Source organism: Bradyrhizobium sp. DOA1 (assembly GCF_001593325.1).
Classification (GTDB): Bacteria; Pseudomonadota; Alphaproteobacteria; order Rhizobiales; family Xanthobacteraceae; genus Bradyrhizobium.
The window spans coordinates 5,433,646-5,450,068 of record NZ_JXJM01000001.1; the positions used below are offsets into that span (position 1 = coordinate 5,433,646).

18 protein-coding genes are annotated in these 16,423 nt (G+C 63.7%); 3 read left to right on the forward strand and 15 right to left on the reverse strand.

Features of this window, described 5'->3' with window-relative positions; genetic code table 11:
* The first annotated feature begins 30 nt into the window (after nt 1–30).
* Nucleotides 31–1,296, forward strand: coding sequence for a serine hydrolase domain-containing protein (locus SE91_RS25285; protein WP_061849539.1), 1,266 nt, complete (start codon nt 31–33; stop codon nt 1,294–1,296).
* A 55-nt stretch (nt 1,297–1,351) separates the two neighbouring features.
* On the opposite strand, the gene SE91_RS25290 is transcribed toward SE91_RS25285, so the two are convergent.
* Nucleotides 1,352–2,239 carry a dienelactone hydrolase family protein gene (locus SE91_RS25290; RefSeq protein WP_061849540.1) on the reverse strand — a complete coding sequence of 296 codons (888 nt, stop codon included), beginning with the start codon at nt 2,237–2,239 and terminating at the stop codon, nt 1,352–1,354.
* Between the two features lie 684 nt (nt 2,240–2,923).
* Between SE91_RS25290 and SE91_RS25295 the strand changes: the two genes are divergently transcribed.
* Nucleotides 2,924–3,502: a MarR family winged helix-turn-helix transcriptional regulator gene (locus SE91_RS25295; RefSeq protein WP_061849541.1), complete on the forward strand. Its 579-nt coding sequence runs from the start codon at nt 2,924–2,926 to the stop codon at nt 3,500–3,502.
* 13 nt (nt 3,503–3,515) lie between these two features.
* On the opposite strand, the gene SE91_RS25300 is transcribed toward SE91_RS25295, so the two are convergent.
* Nucleotides 3,516–4,460, reverse strand: coding sequence for a hypothetical protein (locus tag SE91_RS25300; RefSeq protein WP_061849542.1), 945 nt, complete (start codon nt 4,458–4,460; stop codon nt 3,516–3,518).
* 823 nt (nt 4,461–5,283) lie between these two features.
* Between SE91_RS25300 and SE91_RS25305 the strand changes: the two genes are divergently transcribed.
* Complete coding sequence (locus tag SE91_RS25305; RefSeq protein ID WP_061849543.1) at nt 5,284–6,054, forward strand: response regulator transcription factor; 771 nt, start codon at nt 5,284–5,286, stop codon at nt 6,052–6,054.
* A gap of 150 nt (nt 6,055–6,204) precedes the next feature.
* Here SE91_RS25305 and SE91_RS25310 read toward each other — a convergent pair whose 3' ends face one another.
* The 13 genes from SE91_RS25310 to SE91_RS25370 form a co-directional block, all read right to left on the reverse strand.
* Nucleotides 6,205–6,663, reverse strand: coding sequence for a hypothetical protein (locus SE91_RS25310; RefSeq protein WP_008560267.1), 459 nt, complete (start codon nt 6,661–6,663; stop codon nt 6,205–6,207).
* Nucleotides 6,660–7,169, reverse strand: coding sequence for a hypothetical protein (locus SE91_RS25315; protein ID WP_061851310.1), 510 nt, complete (start codon nt 7,167–7,169; stop codon nt 6,660–6,662). The genes SE91_RS25310 and SE91_RS25315 overlap by 4 nt, the downstream gene beginning before the upstream one ends.
* Before the next feature lie 39 nt (nt 7,170–7,208).
* Entirely contained in the window at nt 7,209–7,688 is a 480-nt protein-coding gene (locus tag SE91_RS25320; RefSeq protein WP_061849544.1) for a rod-binding protein, read from the reverse strand.
* Nucleotides 7,685–8,104 carry a hypothetical protein gene (locus SE91_RS25325; RefSeq protein ID WP_061849545.1) on the reverse strand — a complete coding sequence of 140 codons (420 nt, stop codon included), beginning with the start codon at nt 8,102–8,104 and terminating at the stop codon, nt 7,685–7,687. Before SE91_RS25325 ends, SE91_RS25320 begins: the two co-directional genes overlap by 4 nt.
* A 6-nt stretch (nt 8,105–8,110) precedes the next feature.
* Nucleotides 8,111–8,863 (reverse strand): flagellar biosynthesis protein FliR, encoded by a 753-nt coding sequence (fliR, locus tag SE91_RS25330; RefSeq protein WP_061849546.1) that lies wholly within the window; start codon nt 8,861–8,863, stop codon nt 8,111–8,113.
* A complete protein-coding gene (gene flhA, locus SE91_RS25335) occupies nt 8,860–10,941 on the reverse strand; it encodes a flagellar biosynthesis protein FlhA (RefSeq protein WP_061849547.1) in 2,082 nt (693 codons plus the stop codon). Before flhA ends, fliR begins: the two co-directional genes overlap by 4 nt.
* 166 nt (nt 10,942–11,107) lie before the next feature.
* Entirely contained in the window at nt 11,108–11,374 is a 267-nt protein-coding gene (fliQ, locus tag SE91_RS25340) for a flagellar biosynthesis protein FliQ (RefSeq protein WP_027572776.1), read from the reverse strand.
* On the reverse strand, nt 11,371–11,784 hold the full coding sequence (gene flgD, locus SE91_RS25345) for a flagellar hook assembly protein FlgD (protein WP_060735094.1): 414 nt from the start codon (nt 11,782–11,784) through the stop codon (nt 11,371–11,373). The genes fliQ and flgD overlap by 4 nt, the downstream gene beginning before the upstream one ends.
* Before the next feature lie 15 nt (nt 11,785–11,799).
* Entirely contained in the window at nt 11,800–12,210 is a 411-nt protein-coding gene (gene flbT / locus SE91_RS25350) for a flagellar biosynthesis repressor FlbT (protein ID WP_008560289.1), read from the reverse strand.
* Nucleotides 12,210–12,554 (reverse strand): flagellar biosynthesis regulator FlaF, encoded by a 345-nt coding sequence (gene flaF / locus SE91_RS25355; protein ID WP_061851311.1) that lies wholly within the window; start codon nt 12,552–12,554, stop codon nt 12,210–12,212. The genes flbT and flaF overlap by 1 nt, the downstream gene beginning before the upstream one ends.
* A 50-nt stretch (nt 12,555–12,604) precedes the next feature.
* The gene (locus tag SE91_RS25360; RefSeq protein WP_008560293.1) at nt 12,605–13,651 is read right to left on the reverse strand and encodes a flagellar hook-associated family protein; all 1,047 of its coding nucleotides are present in this window, start codon (nt 13,649–13,651) and stop codon (nt 12,605–12,607) included.
* Nucleotides 13,652–13,654: 3 nt separating this feature from the next.
* Nucleotides 13,655–15,133, reverse strand: a complete 1,479-nt coding sequence (gene flgK / locus SE91_RS25365) for a flagellar hook-associated protein FlgK (RefSeq protein ID WP_061849548.1) — start codon at nt 15,131–15,133, stop codon at nt 13,655–13,657.
* A 34-nt stretch (nt 15,134–15,167) separates the two neighbouring features.
* Nucleotides 15,168–16,400 (reverse strand): flagellar hook protein FlgE, encoded by a 1,233-nt coding sequence (locus tag SE91_RS25370; RefSeq protein ID WP_060735093.1) that lies wholly within the window; start codon nt 16,398–16,400, stop codon nt 15,168–15,170.
* Nucleotides 16,401–16,423: the final 23 nt, after the last annotated feature.

Sequence of the window (16,423 nt, forward strand, 5' to 3'; positions counted from 1 at the left end):
CCTAACGAGCTCGCCTCTTGGGAGGATGCAATGAACAAGACGATCGCCATGATCGCAGCGGCTGCCATCATCACGTTCAGCGCAGCCAACGCTGCGCCGCTGCCCGAAACCAATCCCGACGACGCCGGCATCTCCAAGCCGGGGCTCGCACGTCTCGATAACTTCTTCGCGCGCGAGATCGCCGCCAAGCGCGTGCCCGGCGCGGTCGTCGCGGTGGCACGCGACGGCAGGCTCGTACACTACAAGGCCTACGGCATGCTCGACCCGGACAAGGGCACGCCGATGCCGATCGACGCGATCTTCGCGCTGGCCTCGATGACCAAGCCGATGGCGGCGGTAGCTGGCCTGACGCTGATGGAGCAGGGCCGGCTGCCGCTCCAGGCCAAGTTGTCCGACTACTATCCCGGCTTTGCCGACATGAAGGTCGGCGTGCCCCAGGCGGACGGGTCCCTCAAGCTCGAACCGCAGGCCTCGCCGATCTTCATCCATGACCTCTACCGCCACACCTCCGGTCTGATGTATGGCGGCCGCCCCGACAGCTCGAGTCCGGTGGCTCGGCAATATCCTGACGGGATCGCGCCGGCGATCGAAGGCGATACGCAAGCCTTCGTCGACCGCATCACCAAGCTGCCGCTAGCACAGCAGCCCTCGACCACCTTCGAATACGGCTTTTCGATCGACGTGCTCGGCGCCGTGGTCGAGAAGGTGAGCGAGCAGAAGCTCGGCGAATACCTCGCCGCCAATGTGTGGCAGCCGCTCGGCATGAAGGACGCGACCTTCCACCCGACCGATGCGCAGCGCCCTCGCCTCGCCCGCCCCTTTGCCAACGATCCGCTGACCGGAAAGCCGCAGGCCATCAAGCTCTTGGACACGCCGACCAAATTCGACTGCGGCGGCGCCTGCTCATTCGCCACGGTCGGCGACTACCTCCGCTTCGGACAGATGCTGCTCAATGGCGGCGAGCTCGACGGCCAGCGCATTCTCGGACCGAAGACTGTGCACCACATGACCACCAACCATCTCGGTCCCGAGATCAAGAACAACGTGGCAAACGTCGAGCCGCATCGCGGCGGCTTCGGCTTCGGCCTTTCGGTCGCGGTCCGCACCAGCGAGGGCCTGTCGTCGGTCCCCGGCAATCCCGGCGAGTTCACCTGGAACGGCGCGTATGGGACGCAATTCTTCTGCGATCCCAAGGAACGTCTCGTCGTGGTGGTAGGAACGGCAGCGCCGGGCGAGCTCAGGAAATATTATCGCGAGCAGGTTCAGGACATCGTCTATGGTGCGATGGTGAAGTGAGATCGTTGCGCTGAAATAAAAAGGGCGGCCGATCGGCCGCCCTTCGTGTCCAGCGTCAGCTCAGGACGCCATATTTCCTGAACCAGGCTTGCGCCTGCTTCCAGGCGTCTTCCGCGGCGTCCTTGCGGTAACTGCCGCGGTAGTCGGCATGGAAGCCGTGCGGCGCTTCGGGATAGATCTTGAACTCGGCCGTCTTCTTGTTCTGCGCGAGCGCGGCCTTCATCTGCTCGACTTGCGCGACTGGGATGCCGGTATCGGCACCGCCATAGAGGCCGAGCACCGGCGCCTTCATCTCGGGTGCGAGCTGCATCGGGCTCTTCGGCCACAGCGGATTTTCGGGGTCGACCACGGTGCCGTAGAAGGCAACGCCCGCCTTGAGTGTGCTGCTATGTGCGGCATATTCCCAAACCGTACGGCCGCCCCGGCAGAAGCCGATGATGCCGAGCTTCGCCGTATCGCCGCCTTGCGATCCCGCCCATGCCACCGTCGCGTCGAGATCGGACAGCAGCTCGGCGTCGGGCTTGGCATTGACGATCGGCAGCAGGTCCTTGATGTCCGAGACCTTGGTGAGATCGGTGCCCTTGCGGAAGTAATAGTCCGGCGCGATCGCGAAGGCGCCGAGCTTGGCGAGGCGACGCGTCACATCCTTGATGTATTCGTGCAGGCCAAAAATCTCCATCGCCACGATGATCACGGGAGCCTTGGTGTTGCCGGCCGGGCGGGCGAAATAGGCAGGCATCTCTTCGGAGCCGACCTTGATCTTGGCGTCACCGACCTGGAGGCCGCTGGTGTCCGTCGTGATCACCTCGGCCCGCACCGGACCTGCCGCCAGCGTGTAGCCGGCGGCCACGGCTGCGGTCGCGCTCATGAATCCGCGGCGCGAGACCGGCGCGACTTTCGTCAGCCCGACAACGTCGGATGTCATGGTAGTTTCGAAGCTCATTGGCTATTTCCCTTCCTGCTGCCTGGTACCCAGGGAGCGGCGCATTCGCCAATAATCGCTCGCGAAACGCAAATCACCAGCCCGCGAGTGCGCTGTCGTCAGACTTGTTCCAGCGCAGCTTCCCCGGTGCAGTTCTCTGGCATCGGGCTCATCGCAATCGATGTTGGCTGCAAATGCCGTACGCTTGACGTTGAACGGCGCTGCTGCTCTTTTCCAACGATACTCTGACTTTCCCGCACTCGCTCGTGCTGCGACTTAACCGTCCAGCCGCATCGCATCGCAACATCCATTAACCGAGAAAACGGTTCAGCCACCCCGCGCGGCGCTGCAGGGAATGCGTCGACTCACGCTTCTGGGACGCTTCGACCGCAACAAATGGACATCGCAGTGGCGATAATGACGCATCATGTTGCGCAATCACCGCACATCATCGTCAATCCGCGCGTGAGCCGACGTGATTTGATTGAAATTTTCGGATGAGTTGAGCCGAACGATTTACTCGAACTTTCTTTGTGGCGCTCTAGTTCCACGACCGGAAGTTCCATCTCCGGACACGAAGACGGTCTTCCCGCGCGATCCGCCGTCCGGCAGGACGAAAGACCGCTCGAGTGCTTCGAACTCGTCACCCAGATTGTGCTTACTCATGGCTCAATTGAATAAAGTTTTATCCCGCCCGGAATTGAAATGAATTTGGCTCGCGAATCGATTGAACTGTTGGAGCAGGTCGCGCGGATCCTGTGGTTCGAAGGCACCAAGCACGGATTGCGCGACCGCGAGTGGATGGCGCTGCGCTTCCTCTCCCGTGCCAACCCGTTCTCCCGAACGCCTTCAGCGCTGGCCAGTTACGTCGGCACCACGCGCGGCACCGCCTCGTTCATCATCGGCGAGCTCGAGCGGCTCGGCTATCTCGAGCGCAAGCGCTCGGCCAAGGACAAACGCTCGGTGACGCTGAGCGTGACGCAGCAAGGCAAGAAGTTCCTGGTGCGCGACCCCGCCAACGTTCTCGTCGAGGCAATTGCCGTCCTCGACTACGACGTCAAGATCCGCTTTCGCGACACGGTCCGGCATGTGCTGGATCGGTCGGACGCGGCCGAGCAGCGGCACCACACCGACGTCTGTAGGCGATGCATCTTCCTTCGAGAGGATCGCACCGCCACGGACAACAAGACCACGGTGGAGTTCAGCTGCCGCCTGTTTCGCGCGCCGATTGCGGAGACCGAGGTCGATCTGCTCTGCACCAGCTTCGAGCATCACCGCCAGTAGAAGGTCGCGCCGGTCACGGCGCCGCCTTGCGCGAGGAATAGACGACGCCTCCGCTGGACTCCACCACCAGACGCCCATTCTCGTTCCTGATGTCCTCGATACGGCCGAGCCCGGGCACCTGCTGTCCCAGCACGGCTTCGATGACGCCATTCGGGCTTTGCAGGATCGCAATTCCCTCATAGGCCTGCCGGACCGACCAGCCCTTGATGACCTTGCGCGGCGCCGACGGCGCAACCGAACCCGTCACCTCGGGCGCAGCGACCGAGGCCATCATCGGCATCGCCTGTGCCGGCGATGTCGGCGATGCAACGGTTGCAGGTGCCGGGGCCTGGACCTGAACCTGTGCTTGGGCGAGCCTGTCGAGCTTCGCCGTGGAGGACGAGCTCACCCGCTCGATGCGGTCCAGGTTCTCGGCGAACCTGCCGAAGCGGTCGTTGGTGGCCTTGCTCGACTGATCGACCGCGGTGCGCAGGCCGTCCAGATTTTCGGACACGCCCGACACCTGCTTGCGCAGCTGCGCCACCGTCTCGCGCAGATTCCTGATCTCGGCGTTGGCCGCAACGTTGCTTTGGACCGGCTGCGTGGTGGTGAGATAGGCGATCACGCCCGTGCAGGCGCAGACCACCAGAATGGCGGCAACCGCCAGCGTTGCGAGCGGCACGACCCATTTCGGGCGCGGCGGCGGCGGCTTGGCCACGATCACGGCCGGCTTGATCACGGCCGGCGCAGGTTTCGGTATCGCCATCTTGTCGAGGCGCGCCTTGGCGCGAATACGCTTCAAGCCCTCGAGCGCCTCTTTCGCCAGAGCTTCATCGCTCGCCGCAAGACGCTTTGCGCTCGCGGCGGGTTTCGCGGTTCGTGCAGCATCGTCCTTTGTATCGCGCGCCTCCGCAGCCGGCCTCGCCGCTGCTGCAGCATCAACGGTCACGTTGGGACGAGCTTGTCCATCGGACAACATGTGGCAATGCTCCGTTCGGTTCGATCTGTCGAACGGCGACGGTATGCGTCGAAGCTTGCCTGAAACGTGCGTTTCGAAAACATTTCATCGCGCGCGAAGCGACGTCACATGAGCAGAACGCGTCGCGCACGTAGCGCGAGTGCGACTCGAAAGCCACACACTCGCCAAGATTTCGCCAAGCTGGAGTCCAGACGCAACACATGAGTCGAATTGTCGCATGTGGAAACAGGACTTTGACCCTCAATCCCGGGTTGAAAATCCCTCGATTTGCATGACGAACCGCACCACCCAAAAGGGCTGTAATTGTACGGGGATGCAGAACTATAGACCGCCTACGGTGCAGAACTGGTTTAGTTTCCAAATCAACTGATGCGATTGGATATACCAAGAAACAACTCGAAGCGAACCAACAGCATCAAGCACAAATAGCAATCGCTTTGTGGCGCACGCTTGATCGGAAAACGGCAATCGTTACGGTCCTAATCAAGTGATTCTCGCCAGTTGGCGAGGAGATCGACACAGTTTCAGTCGCGTTCGGACGCAATGAGCAACTTGGCGCAACTGATCTAGGTCGTTTCTCGATCCGCTCCGCGAGGTGATCCGTAAGGCACCCGCCGAGCCTCACGCAGTAAGCGTTTCAGTATCGAGTTGGAAGTAGCAGGCCTGCGAGACGCAGGCACTGAATGCGTAGGGCTGCCCGCGAATATCGAAACCATAATAACGGTTCGCGGGATGGAATGTCGTCAAACAGCATCGTTGCCAAGCCGGGGCATCACAAACAACCAACCGGCCGCAACAAGTGCGAAACAGGGGCGAAAGACTGATGTATATTATCGTTGATGATCGCGAGAGCGTCGCGAACAGCTACGTCGGAGGGCTCGTTCGCGAAGGCGTATCGTCGATCGGCTTCTCTTCCGGAGAATTCTGGGACTGGCTGCAATCTGCGAGTGAATCGGACCTCGCGGCGGTGGACGCCTTCCTGCTCGGGGACTGCGACGGCCGCGGAAGCCTGCCGCGGGCGATGCGCAAGCGCTCCTCGGCTCCCATCATCGCCATGAGCGGCCAGAAGATGCTCAAGAACACGCTGGAGCTGTTCGAAGCGGGCGTGGACGACGTCGTGCACGTGCCGATTCACCTGCGCGAGATCCTGGCCCGGACGGCCGCGATCGCGCGTCGCCGGGTGGGTGAGCTGCCAAAGCCCTGCGAGAGCAGGATCCAGGTCTTCTTCAACGGCCGTGACCCCGAGATCGCGGGCCGCGCCCTCACCCTGCCCCGCCGCGAGCTGCGCATTCTCGAATATATGGTGAGCAACCACGGCAAGTGGATCACCAAGACGCAGATCTTCAACGCCGTCTACGGCATCTTCGAAGCGACCTTCGACGAGAGCGTGATCGAGAGCCACGTCAGCAAGCTGCGCAAGAAACTCCGCGACCGCCTCGGCTTCGACGCGATCGTGGCCCGGCGCTACGTCGGCTATCGTCTCAACATTCCGGCCGGTGAGACCTTCGACGTCCCGATGCAGGAGCTCGACGAGGTCGGAATCCTCCTGAACAGGGCACACGCCGCTCCGGCTGCGTATCCGGCCGGCAACTAACGCGGCACAGCGCTGCAAAATCGACGCACAGCGCTGCAAAATCGACAACGGCCTCTGCGGAGCACCCTTCGCAGAGGCCGTTTGAACATTCAGCAGCGGAGATCACGGAATCCAGGCCCGCCCGAGCGGAAGCATCGTTTCAGGGCGGTCCTATGGCTTCTGCTGGAATTCCTCCTTCGAGACGTAGTTGAAGTCCTCGACCAGGACGTCCTGGACCACGTCGGCCTGCATGCGCTCGTTGACGCGCTGCTTGATGGCGGTCGTGAGGATGGAGAGGTCGTAGCGCGCGAGCTTCCTGAAATCGAGCCGGTCGTCGGCGTAGATCCTGCGGAAGGCCTCATCGACGACGAACGGCTCCGGCGGAACGTTGAGCTGATGCAGGGTCCGCGCCTCCACGGTGTAGACGAAGCGCGCGACGATGTAGCCCTGCACGTTGCCGTTCTCGACCATGGGCACGCTCAGCGGCCGCGTCTTCTGATATTGCAGCCCGTCGAGATATTCGTCCTTCGCCGGCAGCAGGCTGCCGTTCTCCTTCCAATAGGCCACGGCATAGCTCGTGCCTGCCGTCAGGATGCAAACCCAGAGCCCGGCCAGCACCAGTCTGATCATTTTCCGTCCTGTGTTGCGCGGCCGGTATAGGTGCCGTCCGACTCGGCATCCCTGACCGCCTTGACGATGATGGTCGCGACCTCGCGCACCGCGTCGTAGTGCATTTCGAGCACGGAGCGATTCCGTTCCAGCTTCTCGCGCAACCGCTGGATCTCCTCGGTGATCTCGATCTCGCTGCCGAGGTGCATCCGTGCCCGCATCAGGCGGACGAATTCGAGCATGCTCCGACTCTTCCGGGCGCTGAAATCGTCGAAATCGACCTTCTTTCCGGTCGTAAGCGCGACCGTCTCCTCCTCGACGATGCTTTCGAGCCGGCGGATCGCCGCCAGCAGGCCGCGCATCTCGTCAGATTTCGCTGCGTCGGTGGCATCGATGATCACCTCGCCGCCGGGATTCGGCAGCAGCGCGGGCAACAGCGCATCCCCTGCTTCCGCTTCCGTCGTCGCCTCGATGTCCGCGACCGGCTGCTCCATCATCGAAGTCGCCGCGCTTTCTTGTGCCTGCATCACGAATTCACCCTTCAACTTTTGTCACCAATTGCCGGATCACCCGGCTTTCCCCGTCACGTCCGGTCCAGCCGGCTGCCCGGCGGCGAGCTGACTGGCAATGCCGATGCCCTTGCCCTTGGCCAGCTGGCTGCCGAGCTGTTCCGCCAGCATCGACTTCCAGATACCGCCAGCCGTGCCCTTGCCAAAGACCTCCTCCGACTCCTTCGGCAGCATCGCTTCGACGAAGGTCTGCAGAATGTAGGCCTCGAACTTCCGGTACACCTCGCCGGAGGCCGGCGCCTTGATGACCTGCACCGGCGCGCCGTTGACGACGCCCGACTGCGCCTCGGACATCGTCGCCGCGGACTGATCAGCCGCAGCAGCCTTGGCCTTGCCGGCCTCTGCCTCCATCGAGGCGGCGAAGTCCGCGCCGGTTGATTTCAGGGCGTCGAGCTTCGCAGTTGCCGCGCGCTGCGCCGCGGGGTCGGCGGCTTCGAGGACGTCGAGGACGAGGTCATGTGTCGCTGTCACGATCATGTCTTGTTCCGGCTGTCTGGCCGCGGCGTCCACTCGCGCACGGCTGGGCTTACGCCCGTCATTTCCTCGAGCGATCGCTTCTCCGCGTCACGGAGCTTGTCGGCGAGAGCCGCTTTTGCGACCTCCTCGAGCTGTTTCACGCGGCGACTTTCGCAGCGAACCTGGTCGAGCTGCTGCGAGGCCTGCTCCTTCACGGCGCGGGCGCCGACGCTCGTCCTGTTGAGACGCCGTGCGATCGAATCGCTCGACGATCCCGCCGGCGGCTTGCCGTCGTTCAGGGCCCTGACCAGCCATTCCTGCTCGTCATCCAGGCTGCGCTCCTGCTGCCGCAGATGCGCAAGCTGCCATTCGGACAGCCGCAGCTGAAGTTTCACCAGCGAAACCATCCGGCCGAGCTTGTCAGCGCGCGACGTCATAACCGGTCACTCCGCGAGCCACGAGGAGACGCCGAGCATGAACTGCGTCAGGAGCTCGTCGCTGGTGAGATAAAGCAGCAGGAAGCCGCCGAACAGCACGAACGGCACCGAGATGAAATAGACCGGAATAGCGGGCGTCAGCTTGTTGATCAGGCCGACCGCCAAGTTGACGATGACGGAATAGACGATGAAGGGGCTGGTGATCCGCAGCGTCAGCACGAAGGCTTCCGACAGGCGCCCGACGAGCTGGTCCAGCGCCATGCTGCCGCCGATCCTGTTGCCGGGATGCCAGACGTCGTAGGAGTTCATCAGCCCGCGCAGCACCTGCCAGTGTTGGTCGGTCATGAAGAACAGCGTGGTGACGGCGGCCATGATCAGCGGCACCAGGGCCGGCGCCGGGTCGGTGTCGCCGACCGGCGTGCCCGGGATGTTGCTCAAGCCTATCGCGCTCGCCATCACGGTCGCCATGGTCTGGAGCGCGAGGAAGAACACGCGGCCGCCGAGCCCGATCACGCTGCCGACAACGAGCTCGGAGCAGATCAGCAGCGCCAGCGTCAGCGGCGCCGCATTGTCGGTGAGAGGTTTGAGGATCGCGATCAGGACCGGCGTCAGCGCGAGCGTCGTGACCAGCGCGACGAACAGGCGAACCTGGGCCGGCACATTGATGCTCGAATAGCCGGGCACCAGCATCAGGCAGGCGCCGATGCGACAGAACACGATGAACGTCACCAGCACGCTGTCGGTAAGGCCGGAGATCACGACACGGCTCCGAGCGCCCTGATCTCGGCGCTGCGCGCGACTTCGACGTGCGACAGGATGGGCAAGGTCGGGAACACCCGCTCCAGGATCATCCGGACATAGGGCCGCGCTTCCGGTGTCACCGCCAGGACCACGCTGGTGCCGTTCTCGGTGAACTTGCGGATCGCAGCGCTGGCTTCGGTCGCGAACTGCTCGATCAGGCGCGGATCGGCGTCGAACTCGACGACGTCGCCTTTTCCGTCGCGCTTCAGGCTCTGGTGGAACGCGAGGTCCCAGCGATTGCCGAGGCGGACCACGTTCAGCACGCCGTTTTCGGAGAGGTCGCCGCAGATCTGCTGGGCAAGACGGGTGCGCACGTGCTCTGCGACCTGCTCGGAGCGCCGCACATGCGGCGCGATCTCGGCGATCGCTTCGAGGATGAGGTGAAGATTGCGGATGGAGACCCGCTCCGCTAGCAGGATCTTCAGGATCGCGAGCAGGCCCGAATAGGAGATCTGCGACGGACAGAGATCCTCGACGAGGCGCTTGTATTCGGGATCGAGCCGGTCGAGCAGGGCGCGCATGTCCTTGTAGGACAACAGCTGGGCGAGGTTGGCCCGGATCACCTCGCTGAGATGCGTGAGCAGCACCGACAGATTGTCGACCGGCTTGCAGCCCTGACGCCTGACCTCGTCGGTGAAGGCTTCCGTCACCCACAGCGCCTTCATGCCGAAGGCGGGCTCGATCACCTCCTCGCCGGGCACGTCGGGCTTGCCGTCCTTGTCGACCAGCACCAGCACCTCGCCGAGCCTGAGCTCGCCATGGGCGACGCGGGTATCGTGGATCCGGATCTGGTAGCCCTTGGGGTCGATCGAGAGATTGTCGCTGAGCTTGATCTCGGGAATGACGAAGCCATACTGCTTGGCGAACTTCTTGCGTATCTTGGCGACGCGGTGCGCAAGCTCCGTGCGCGAGCCGAGCAGATGGACCGACAGATGGCCGCCGAGCGCCAGCTCGATTTCCGCGGTCCTGAGCTGCTCCTTGACGGATTCCTTGGCGTCGGCCTGGGCGCGCTCGTCGGCTTTGCGCGCATCCTCCTTCTGCTTCAACGCCGCCTGCCGCTTCGGCAGGGAGTAGCCGACGAAGGCCATGACGCCGCCGAGCAGCAGGAACGGCGCCATCGGCAGCCCCGGCATCAAGGCGAGCACGAACATCATCAGCGCGGCGGCCGAGACCGCGCGCGGATAGCCGCCGAGCTGCCGCAGCACCGCCTGCTCGGCCGAGCCCCTGGTGCCGCCCTTGGAGACCAGCAGGCCCGCCGACAGCGATACGATCAGCGCCGGCATCTGCGACACCAGGCCGTCGCCGACGGAGAGCTTGGTGTAGACGTCGGCCGCGCGCGACAGCGTCAAGCCGTGATGGGTGACGCCGATGATGATGCCGCCGAAGATGTTGATCGCGGTGATGAGCAGGCCGGCGATGGCATCGCCCCGGACGAATTTCGAGGCGCCGTCCATGGCGCCGAAGAACGCGCTCTCCTCTTCGAGCTCGCGGCGCCGGCGCTGGGCTTCCTTGTCGTCGATCAGGCCGGCCGACAGATCCGCGTCGATCGCCATCTGCTTGCCGGGAATGGCGTCCAGGGTGAAGCGGGCGCCGACCTCGGCGATGCGCGTCGCGCCCTTGGTGATCACGACGAAGTTCACCGTGACCAGGATCGCGAAGATGATCAGGCCGATGACGAAGTCCCCGCCCATGACGAATTTGGAGAAGCCGGCCACGACGTAGCCGGCGGCGTGCTCGCCCTCCCCGCCGCGCGACAGAATCAGGCGTGTCGTCGCGACGTTCAGCGCCAGGCGCAGGATCGTCGCGATCAGCAGCACGGTCGGAAAGGCCGAGAAATCGAGCGGCCGCTGGATCCACAGCGCGACCATCAGGATCAGCGCCGACAGTGCGATGGAGAAGGCAAGTCCGAGATCGATCAGGATCGGCGGGATCGGCAGGAACAGGATCGTGAGCATGGTCACGATCCCGGCTGCGAAGAAGGCGTCCGCTCCGAGGCGTCGCGGGCTGGGCAGGCTAGCAGCTAACGTATCGGCCATGGGTCACCGGCAGAGGATCCGGCTCGCAATCTGCCGCCCAGAGCTTACGCGAGGGTGGTGGCCCGCGAAGCGCGATCAGATTTGGAATGATCGCGCTTCTGGTTGTTGTTTACGCATGATCTTTCCGGAAAACCGCTTCGCACTTTTCCGGATCATGCTTTGGCGATCAGAAGCCGTGCTCGATGCGCGAATAGACCATCTCGGTGAAGGTGGACAGATGCGCACCGATGAAGGAGCCAGAGACGGCGACGACGAGGAGAATGACGATGATCTTCGGGACGAAGGTCAGCGTCACCTCCTGGATCTGGGTCAACGCCTGGATCAGAGCGATCACGGTGCCGACCAGCATTGCGGCGCCGACCGCGGGCCCGGAGGCGACGATGATGGTCCAGATCGCGGCCTGGACGATGTCGAGGGCGTCCCGCTCGTTCATGACTGGCTGATCGTGAGGCCGGGGCCGACCGCAACCTTCGTGCCGTTCTCGAGGGTCGCGATGGACCCGTCGCTGTTGATGGAGACCGAAACCACCTTGCCGGTGAAGCTGGCGCCGGTCGCATCGGTGAAGCTGACGGTTTTTCCGATCAAGCCGTTGGCCTGTGACAGCGACTGCGAGGACAGCAGCGCATCCAGCTTCGAATTGGTCTGCATGGCCTGCTCGACCGTCGAGAGCTGCGCGAACTGGCTCATATATTGCGCGGTGTCCATCGGATTGGTCGGATCCTGGTACTTCATTTCCGCAACGAGCAGCTGAAGAAACGTGTTGTAGTCGACGCTGTTGCTCGACGTGGTCGTGGTCGAGTTGGACGACTTGCTGGTCGTGTCGGTCGCGCTGGTGACGTTCATCTGGCCTCTCCGCTGTCAGGCAGCCTGGAATGGGGAATGGGTCGCGGCGCCTGCCAGGATGGCCTGCTCCACCGGGAACAGCGCCCGGATGCGCTTGAGCGCCTCGAAGTAGCGCGTCGTCCCGACCAGTTCGTCGACCGCGGCGAGCCCGTCGAGCATCTCGCGGTTCTCGCACACGGCGAGCAGAGCGGCGTGGTGCTGCGCGTAGAGCACTGACGCGTCCCGGACGTCGGTCGGGTTCATCAGCATCAGCTGGACGATGAAATAGAGCTGCCGCATCGCCGTGGTGGCGTCGGATGCCTGCATGACCTGCCCTTCGAGCAGGAACATCACGTCGTTGACGAGCTCGACCGAGACCTTGCGGTCGACGCGCAGCACCGCGCCGTTGACGTAGATCCGTTCGCCGGCGCGCAAGGAGATCTTCATCAAAGAGCGTCTCGGATCAGGCGGTTGATTTCGATGAGCTGCATCACGTCGTTCGACTTCTCGTCGCGAACGCGGTCGGCTTCCTTGACCACCCACAGGCCGATCGAGATGATGTCGGCCCGCAGCTGGTCCGGAAGCCCGTTCTCGGGATGCGAGAGGTCCTCGATGAAGATGGTCCACAGCCGCCGGACATAGAGCAGGCTCTCGACCTGCTCCTCGATGTGGAATGCGCCTCGCTGAATCCGTTCGAGCCGGTCGATGCCGAGGCTGAGCGCCTGCCGCTCGCGGCCCCGCGCCTCATGGCCGCTCTCGTCGACAACCGCTTCATAGACTTCAAACGTCATCTGATCCACTCTGCACGGGAGACCAACCAACAGGACAAGATCGAGCTTTCTCAGAGATAGTTGATGAGACTGATCTGCTGGAGCTGCGAGGTCAGCGCGAGCGCCGTCTTGATCTGGGTCTGCAAGGTGTTGACCCGGACCGAAGCCTCGGTCGGGTCGACCGCCTCCAGCTTCACGATCTGGTCGTTGAGGATGTCCTTCTGGATCTTCAGCTTCTCGGTCGCGCCGGTGACCCGTTGCTGGATCGAGCCGACCGTGCCTCCGAGCACGGCGAGGTCGTTGATCGCACCGCTGACGAGGCTGATGGCCTTGTCGACGACGACCTGGAACGTATCCTTGCTCAGGCCAGTGTTCCCGAGATCGGTCAGCATGGTGTAGGCCTCGGCCAGCTTGCGGAAGCCGGGCTGGTTGGCGCTGACCGAGCTGTCGACGACCTCGGTCGTGGAGATGCGGCTCGACAGGGTCTGGTCGGTGGCTGAGGACCAGTTGGTGTCCCAAGCCGGGCTCGCGAACTCGGGATCAAGGGTGTTGTCGAGGAAATTTTGCATCTGCGCAGGCGTGATGGTGCTCACGCTGGCCGACGATTGCGCAAAGCCGAAGCTCGCCAGGAAGTCGGCATCGAGCTGGTTCTTGCTGGCCGAGCCCGCGACGTAGTTCGTGATCGGCTGGGTCTGCGTATTGATGCCGCCGAACAGGTACGAGCCGTTGTAGGAGACGTTGAGCGCGCCGACGAGATCCTGGAGATTGGCGGATGCGCTCGGCAGGATGATCCGCGCACCGCTGTCGGCGTCACGCGCTGCGATCAGGTTCTTGAGGAAGTCCGATGCCGTCTTGCCGAGTTGCGTGATCCGGTTCTGGGTCACGTCGAGGCGGCCGGCGACGAGCTCGTTGGTGTCGACGAGCTGGTCGGCGAAGTTGAACTCGGCGCGCAGGCTGACGTCGCGGCCCGTCCCCGTGCCGAGCTCGAGGCCGACATCGGCGAAACGGCCGGTGGTCGCCTCCTTCGTGGCCTTGCTCAGCGCGGCCTGATTGTTCGTGATCGAGGACCTCAAGGCCGAAGACAGCATCAGGGTCGAGATGTAGTTCGCGCTCATCATGACTTAGTTCCCCACGGCAGCCAGCAGGCTCTGCAGCATCTCGTCGACGGTGGAAATGATCTTCGACGATGCGGAGTAAGTGCGCTCGACCTGGAGCATCAACGCCATCTCGTCGTCCATGTTGACGCCGTTGACGTTGGACAATGCGGCGGCGCTGCGGTCGAGCAGCGTGTTCTGGTACTGGACGCTGTCGTCCGCGGTCTTGCGCTGGCTTTCGATCCAGCTTGCCGAGGACGAGGCGAACTCGATCACGCTGCCGCTTGGCTTGGCTTGCGCCGCGGCGGCGAATGGCTGCGGCGCGTCCATCTCGGTGATGAGCTGCTGGAGCCGTGCTGAGAAGCCGGCATTGCCGGTCGTGTTGTAGTTGAACGCCGCGTTGCCGCTGATCGCGCCGTCGCGCAGGAGATTGGGGTTGCCGCCCACGGCAGGATCGACTGACGCGGCCACACTGATCGTCCCGGCCAGGCCGACCGAGATGGCGGCCGTCGCAGGCGTTGCCGGCGCTCCGGGATAGGTGAACAGGCCGGGCCGGTCGGCCAGCGTCGGGGTTGCCGACTGATCGCTCTCCTTGAAGGCGTCGATCAGGCCGCGCGCGATTTCGTCGAGCTGGCTCTGATACGTGACCGTGGCCTTGTCGCGCAGCTCGGCGAGGCCGGCGAGCTTGCCCGTCTTGAGCGGCATCACGGAATTGGCGCCGGTGACCGGGACGCCATCGATATAGACCGCATTGCCGGTGTTGCCGGGCGTATAGACGTTGGTGGCCGCAAAGCTCACCGTTCGCGCCGTCTTGTCGAACAGCACGACGCCGCTATCGGTGTAGAGCGCTGCATCGCCATTGGCCCGGAGCGACATCGAGACACCGACCTCTTGCGACAGCCTCGAGACGATGTCGTCGCGCTGGTCGAGATAGTCGGTGACGTCGTCGCCGGAGATCGTCCCCTTCACGATCGCGGTGTTGACCTTGTCGAACTGCGCGAGGAGCTGGTTGATGTTGGCGACCGATGTTGCCATATCGGCATCCGCACCTTCGCGGACGGACTGCACGGTCTTGGTCGCCTGGTTGAGCGTGGTCGCCATGTCCTTGGCTGAGGTCACCGCGGCCTGCGCCAGGGTCGCATTGTCGGTTGAGTTCGCATATTGCTGGAGCGCCTGCTTCAGCTTGGTGAGCTGGGCGGTCGGCGATTGCTCCAGTTCGGGATCATCGACCGTCGCGGCCGCGATCTTCTGGAGACCGTCATAGATCACGCCCTGCTTGGCGGAGGCAGACGTCGCGGTCAGGACGTTATTGAACAGGCCGCCGCTCGCGGCGCGCTGGATCGCCGCGACATAGACGCCCGTGCCGGGAAGGTTGTCCAGCACCGCGATCTTGCGCGAATGGCCGGCTGCGCTGGCACCGGCGATGTTGCGCGAGATCGTCGAGGACTGGATGCCCGATGCCATGAGCGAGGCGCGGGCGGAATCGAGAGCGGCGGTAAGGGACATGATGTGCTCTTGCCCGGGACGGGCGCTTCAGGATTCAGCGCTTCAGGTTGACGACGACGTCGAGCAGGTCGGCGCCGGTCTGGAACGATTTCGAGTTCGCGGTGAAGCCGCGCTGCGCCTCGATCATCCCGGTCAGCTCGTCCGCGAGATCGACGTTGGAATCTTCCAGCGCACCGGACTGGATCGTTCCGAGCCCGCCGGTGCCGGCGTTGCCGGCCTGCGCGTTGCCGGAGTTCATGTTGGTCGAATAGACGTTGCCCGGCTCCGGCGTCAGATTGTCGGGACTCGCCACATCGGCAAGCATGATCGTGTACAGGGTCAGCTGCTGCCCGTTCTTGAGGATCGCCGTCACGTGGCCGGCCTCGTCGACGTCGACCTTGTCGATGGCCGCGGGAACGCTGCCATTGACGGTGGCCTTGAAGCTGAAATCGGCTCCGACCTGGGTCATGTTCGACAGGTCCAAGGTCATCGCCGCGCCGCCCGGGACGGTGAAGGCGAGGCCCGTCGGGCTCGCTCCAGCCAGCGCGCCCCTGCCGGCCGCGGTGGTGTCGAAGGTGAAAGTGGTGGCGGCGGCGAGCGACGTGCCCGTCGCCGAATCATAGACTTGAACCTGCCAGGTATCCGAACCCGCAGCCGTCGCGGTATGGGACATGTAGACGTCGAGCGTCACCGCCTGGCCGATATTGTTGTAGGCGACGATCGAGCTTTTCGACGAATAGGACGCCGGGCCGGGCGGACCGGCGATGACGGCCGCCTTCGGATCCAGATTGCCGGTCGTGAGCGTGCCCGCCGTCGATGGCACCGGCACTTGCGAGACCTGGGCGATGTTCACGATCTGCATGCCCGCCAGGCTGTTCTGCGAAAAGTTGGTCACGAGGCCGGGTTGGCCCAGAAGGTAATAGCCGGCGGCGTTGACCAGGTTGCCCTGGCTATCCGGGACGAACGATCCGGCGCGCGTCAGATATTGCTGCGTGTTGTCGGCATTCGATACCACGAAGAAGCCGTTGCCCTGGACGGCGAGGTCGGTCGTCGACGTGGTGAACTGGGTATGACCTGCGTCGCTGATTGCGTAGCGGACGGTCGTCTCGACCGCGCCGGAATCGTAATTGCCCGAGCCGCTCTTCAGGATCAGCGAGGAGAATTCGGTCGAAGCCCGCTTGTAGCCCGTGGTGTTGACGTTCGCGATGTTGTCCGAGACCGTCGACAGCTTGTTGGACTGCGCAGACATTCCGGAAACGCCGGTGCGCATAATGCCGTAGAGGCTCATGGATTGGGCTCCTGTGGTAGGGT

What these genes read in the sequence shown, in the direction of transcription:
- SE91_RS25285 (WP_061849539.1), top strand. Translation starts at nt 31, where the DNA reads ATGAACAAGACGATCGCCATGATCGCAGCGGCTGCCATCATCACGTTC.
- SE91_RS25290 (WP_061849540.1), bottom strand. Translation starts at nt 2,239, where the DNA reads ATGAGCTTCGAAACTACCATGACATCCGACGTTGTCGGGCTGACGAAA.
- SE91_RS25295 (WP_061849541.1), top strand. Translation starts at nt 2,924, where the DNA reads ATGAATTTGGCTCGCGAATCGATTGAACTGTTGGAGCAGGTCGCGCGG.
- SE91_RS25300 (WP_061849542.1), bottom strand. Translation starts at nt 4,460, where the DNA reads ATGTTGTCCGATGGACAAGCTCGTCCCAACGTGACCGTTGATGCTGCA.
- SE91_RS25305 (WP_061849543.1), top strand. Translation starts at nt 5,284, where the DNA reads ATGTATATTATCGTTGATGATCGCGAGAGCGTCGCGAACAGCTACGTC.
- SE91_RS25310 (WP_008560267.1), bottom strand. Translation starts at nt 6,663, where the DNA reads ATGATCAGACTGGTGCTGGCCGGGCTCTGGGTTTGCATCCTGACGGCA.
- SE91_RS25315 (WP_061851310.1), bottom strand. Translation starts at nt 7,169, where the DNA reads ATGCAGGCACAAGAAAGCGCGGCGACTTCGATGATGGAGCAGCCGGTC.
- SE91_RS25320 (WP_061849544.1), bottom strand. Translation starts at nt 7,688, where the DNA reads ATGATCGTGACAGCGACACATGACCTCGTCCTCGACGTCCTCGAAGCC.
- SE91_RS25325 (WP_061849545.1), bottom strand. Translation starts at nt 8,104, where the DNA reads ATGACGTCGCGCGCTGACAAGCTCGGCCGGATGGTTTCGCTGGTGAAA.
- flhA (WP_061849547.1), bottom strand. Translation starts at nt 10,941, where the DNA reads ATGGCCGATACGTTAGCTGCTAGCCTGCCCAGCCCGCGACGCCTCGGA.
- fliQ (WP_027572776.1), bottom strand. Translation starts at nt 11,374, where the DNA reads ATGAACGAGCGGGACGCCCTCGACATCGTCCAGGCCGCGATCTGGACC.
- flgD (WP_060735094.1), bottom strand. Translation starts at nt 11,784, where the DNA reads ATGAACGTCACCAGCGCGACCGACACGACCAGCAAGTCGTCCAACTCG.
- flbT (WP_008560289.1), bottom strand. Translation starts at nt 12,210, where the DNA reads ATGAAGATCTCCTTGCGCGCCGGCGAACGGATCTACGTCAACGGCGCG.
- flaF (WP_061851311.1), bottom strand. Translation starts at nt 12,554, where the DNA reads ATGACGTTTGAAGTCTATGAAGCGGTTGTCGACGAGAGCGGCCATGAG.
- SE91_RS25360 (WP_008560293.1), bottom strand. Translation starts at nt 13,651, where the DNA reads ATGATGAGCGCGAACTACATCTCGACCCTGATGCTGTCTTCGGCCTTG.
- flgK (WP_061849548.1), bottom strand. Translation starts at nt 15,133, where the DNA reads ATGTCCCTTACCGCCGCTCTCGATTCCGCCCGCGCCTCGCTCATGGCA.
- SE91_RS25370 (WP_060735093.1), bottom strand. Translation starts at nt 16,400, where the DNA reads ATGAGCCTCTACGGCATTATGCGCACCGGCGTTTCCGGAATGTCTGCG.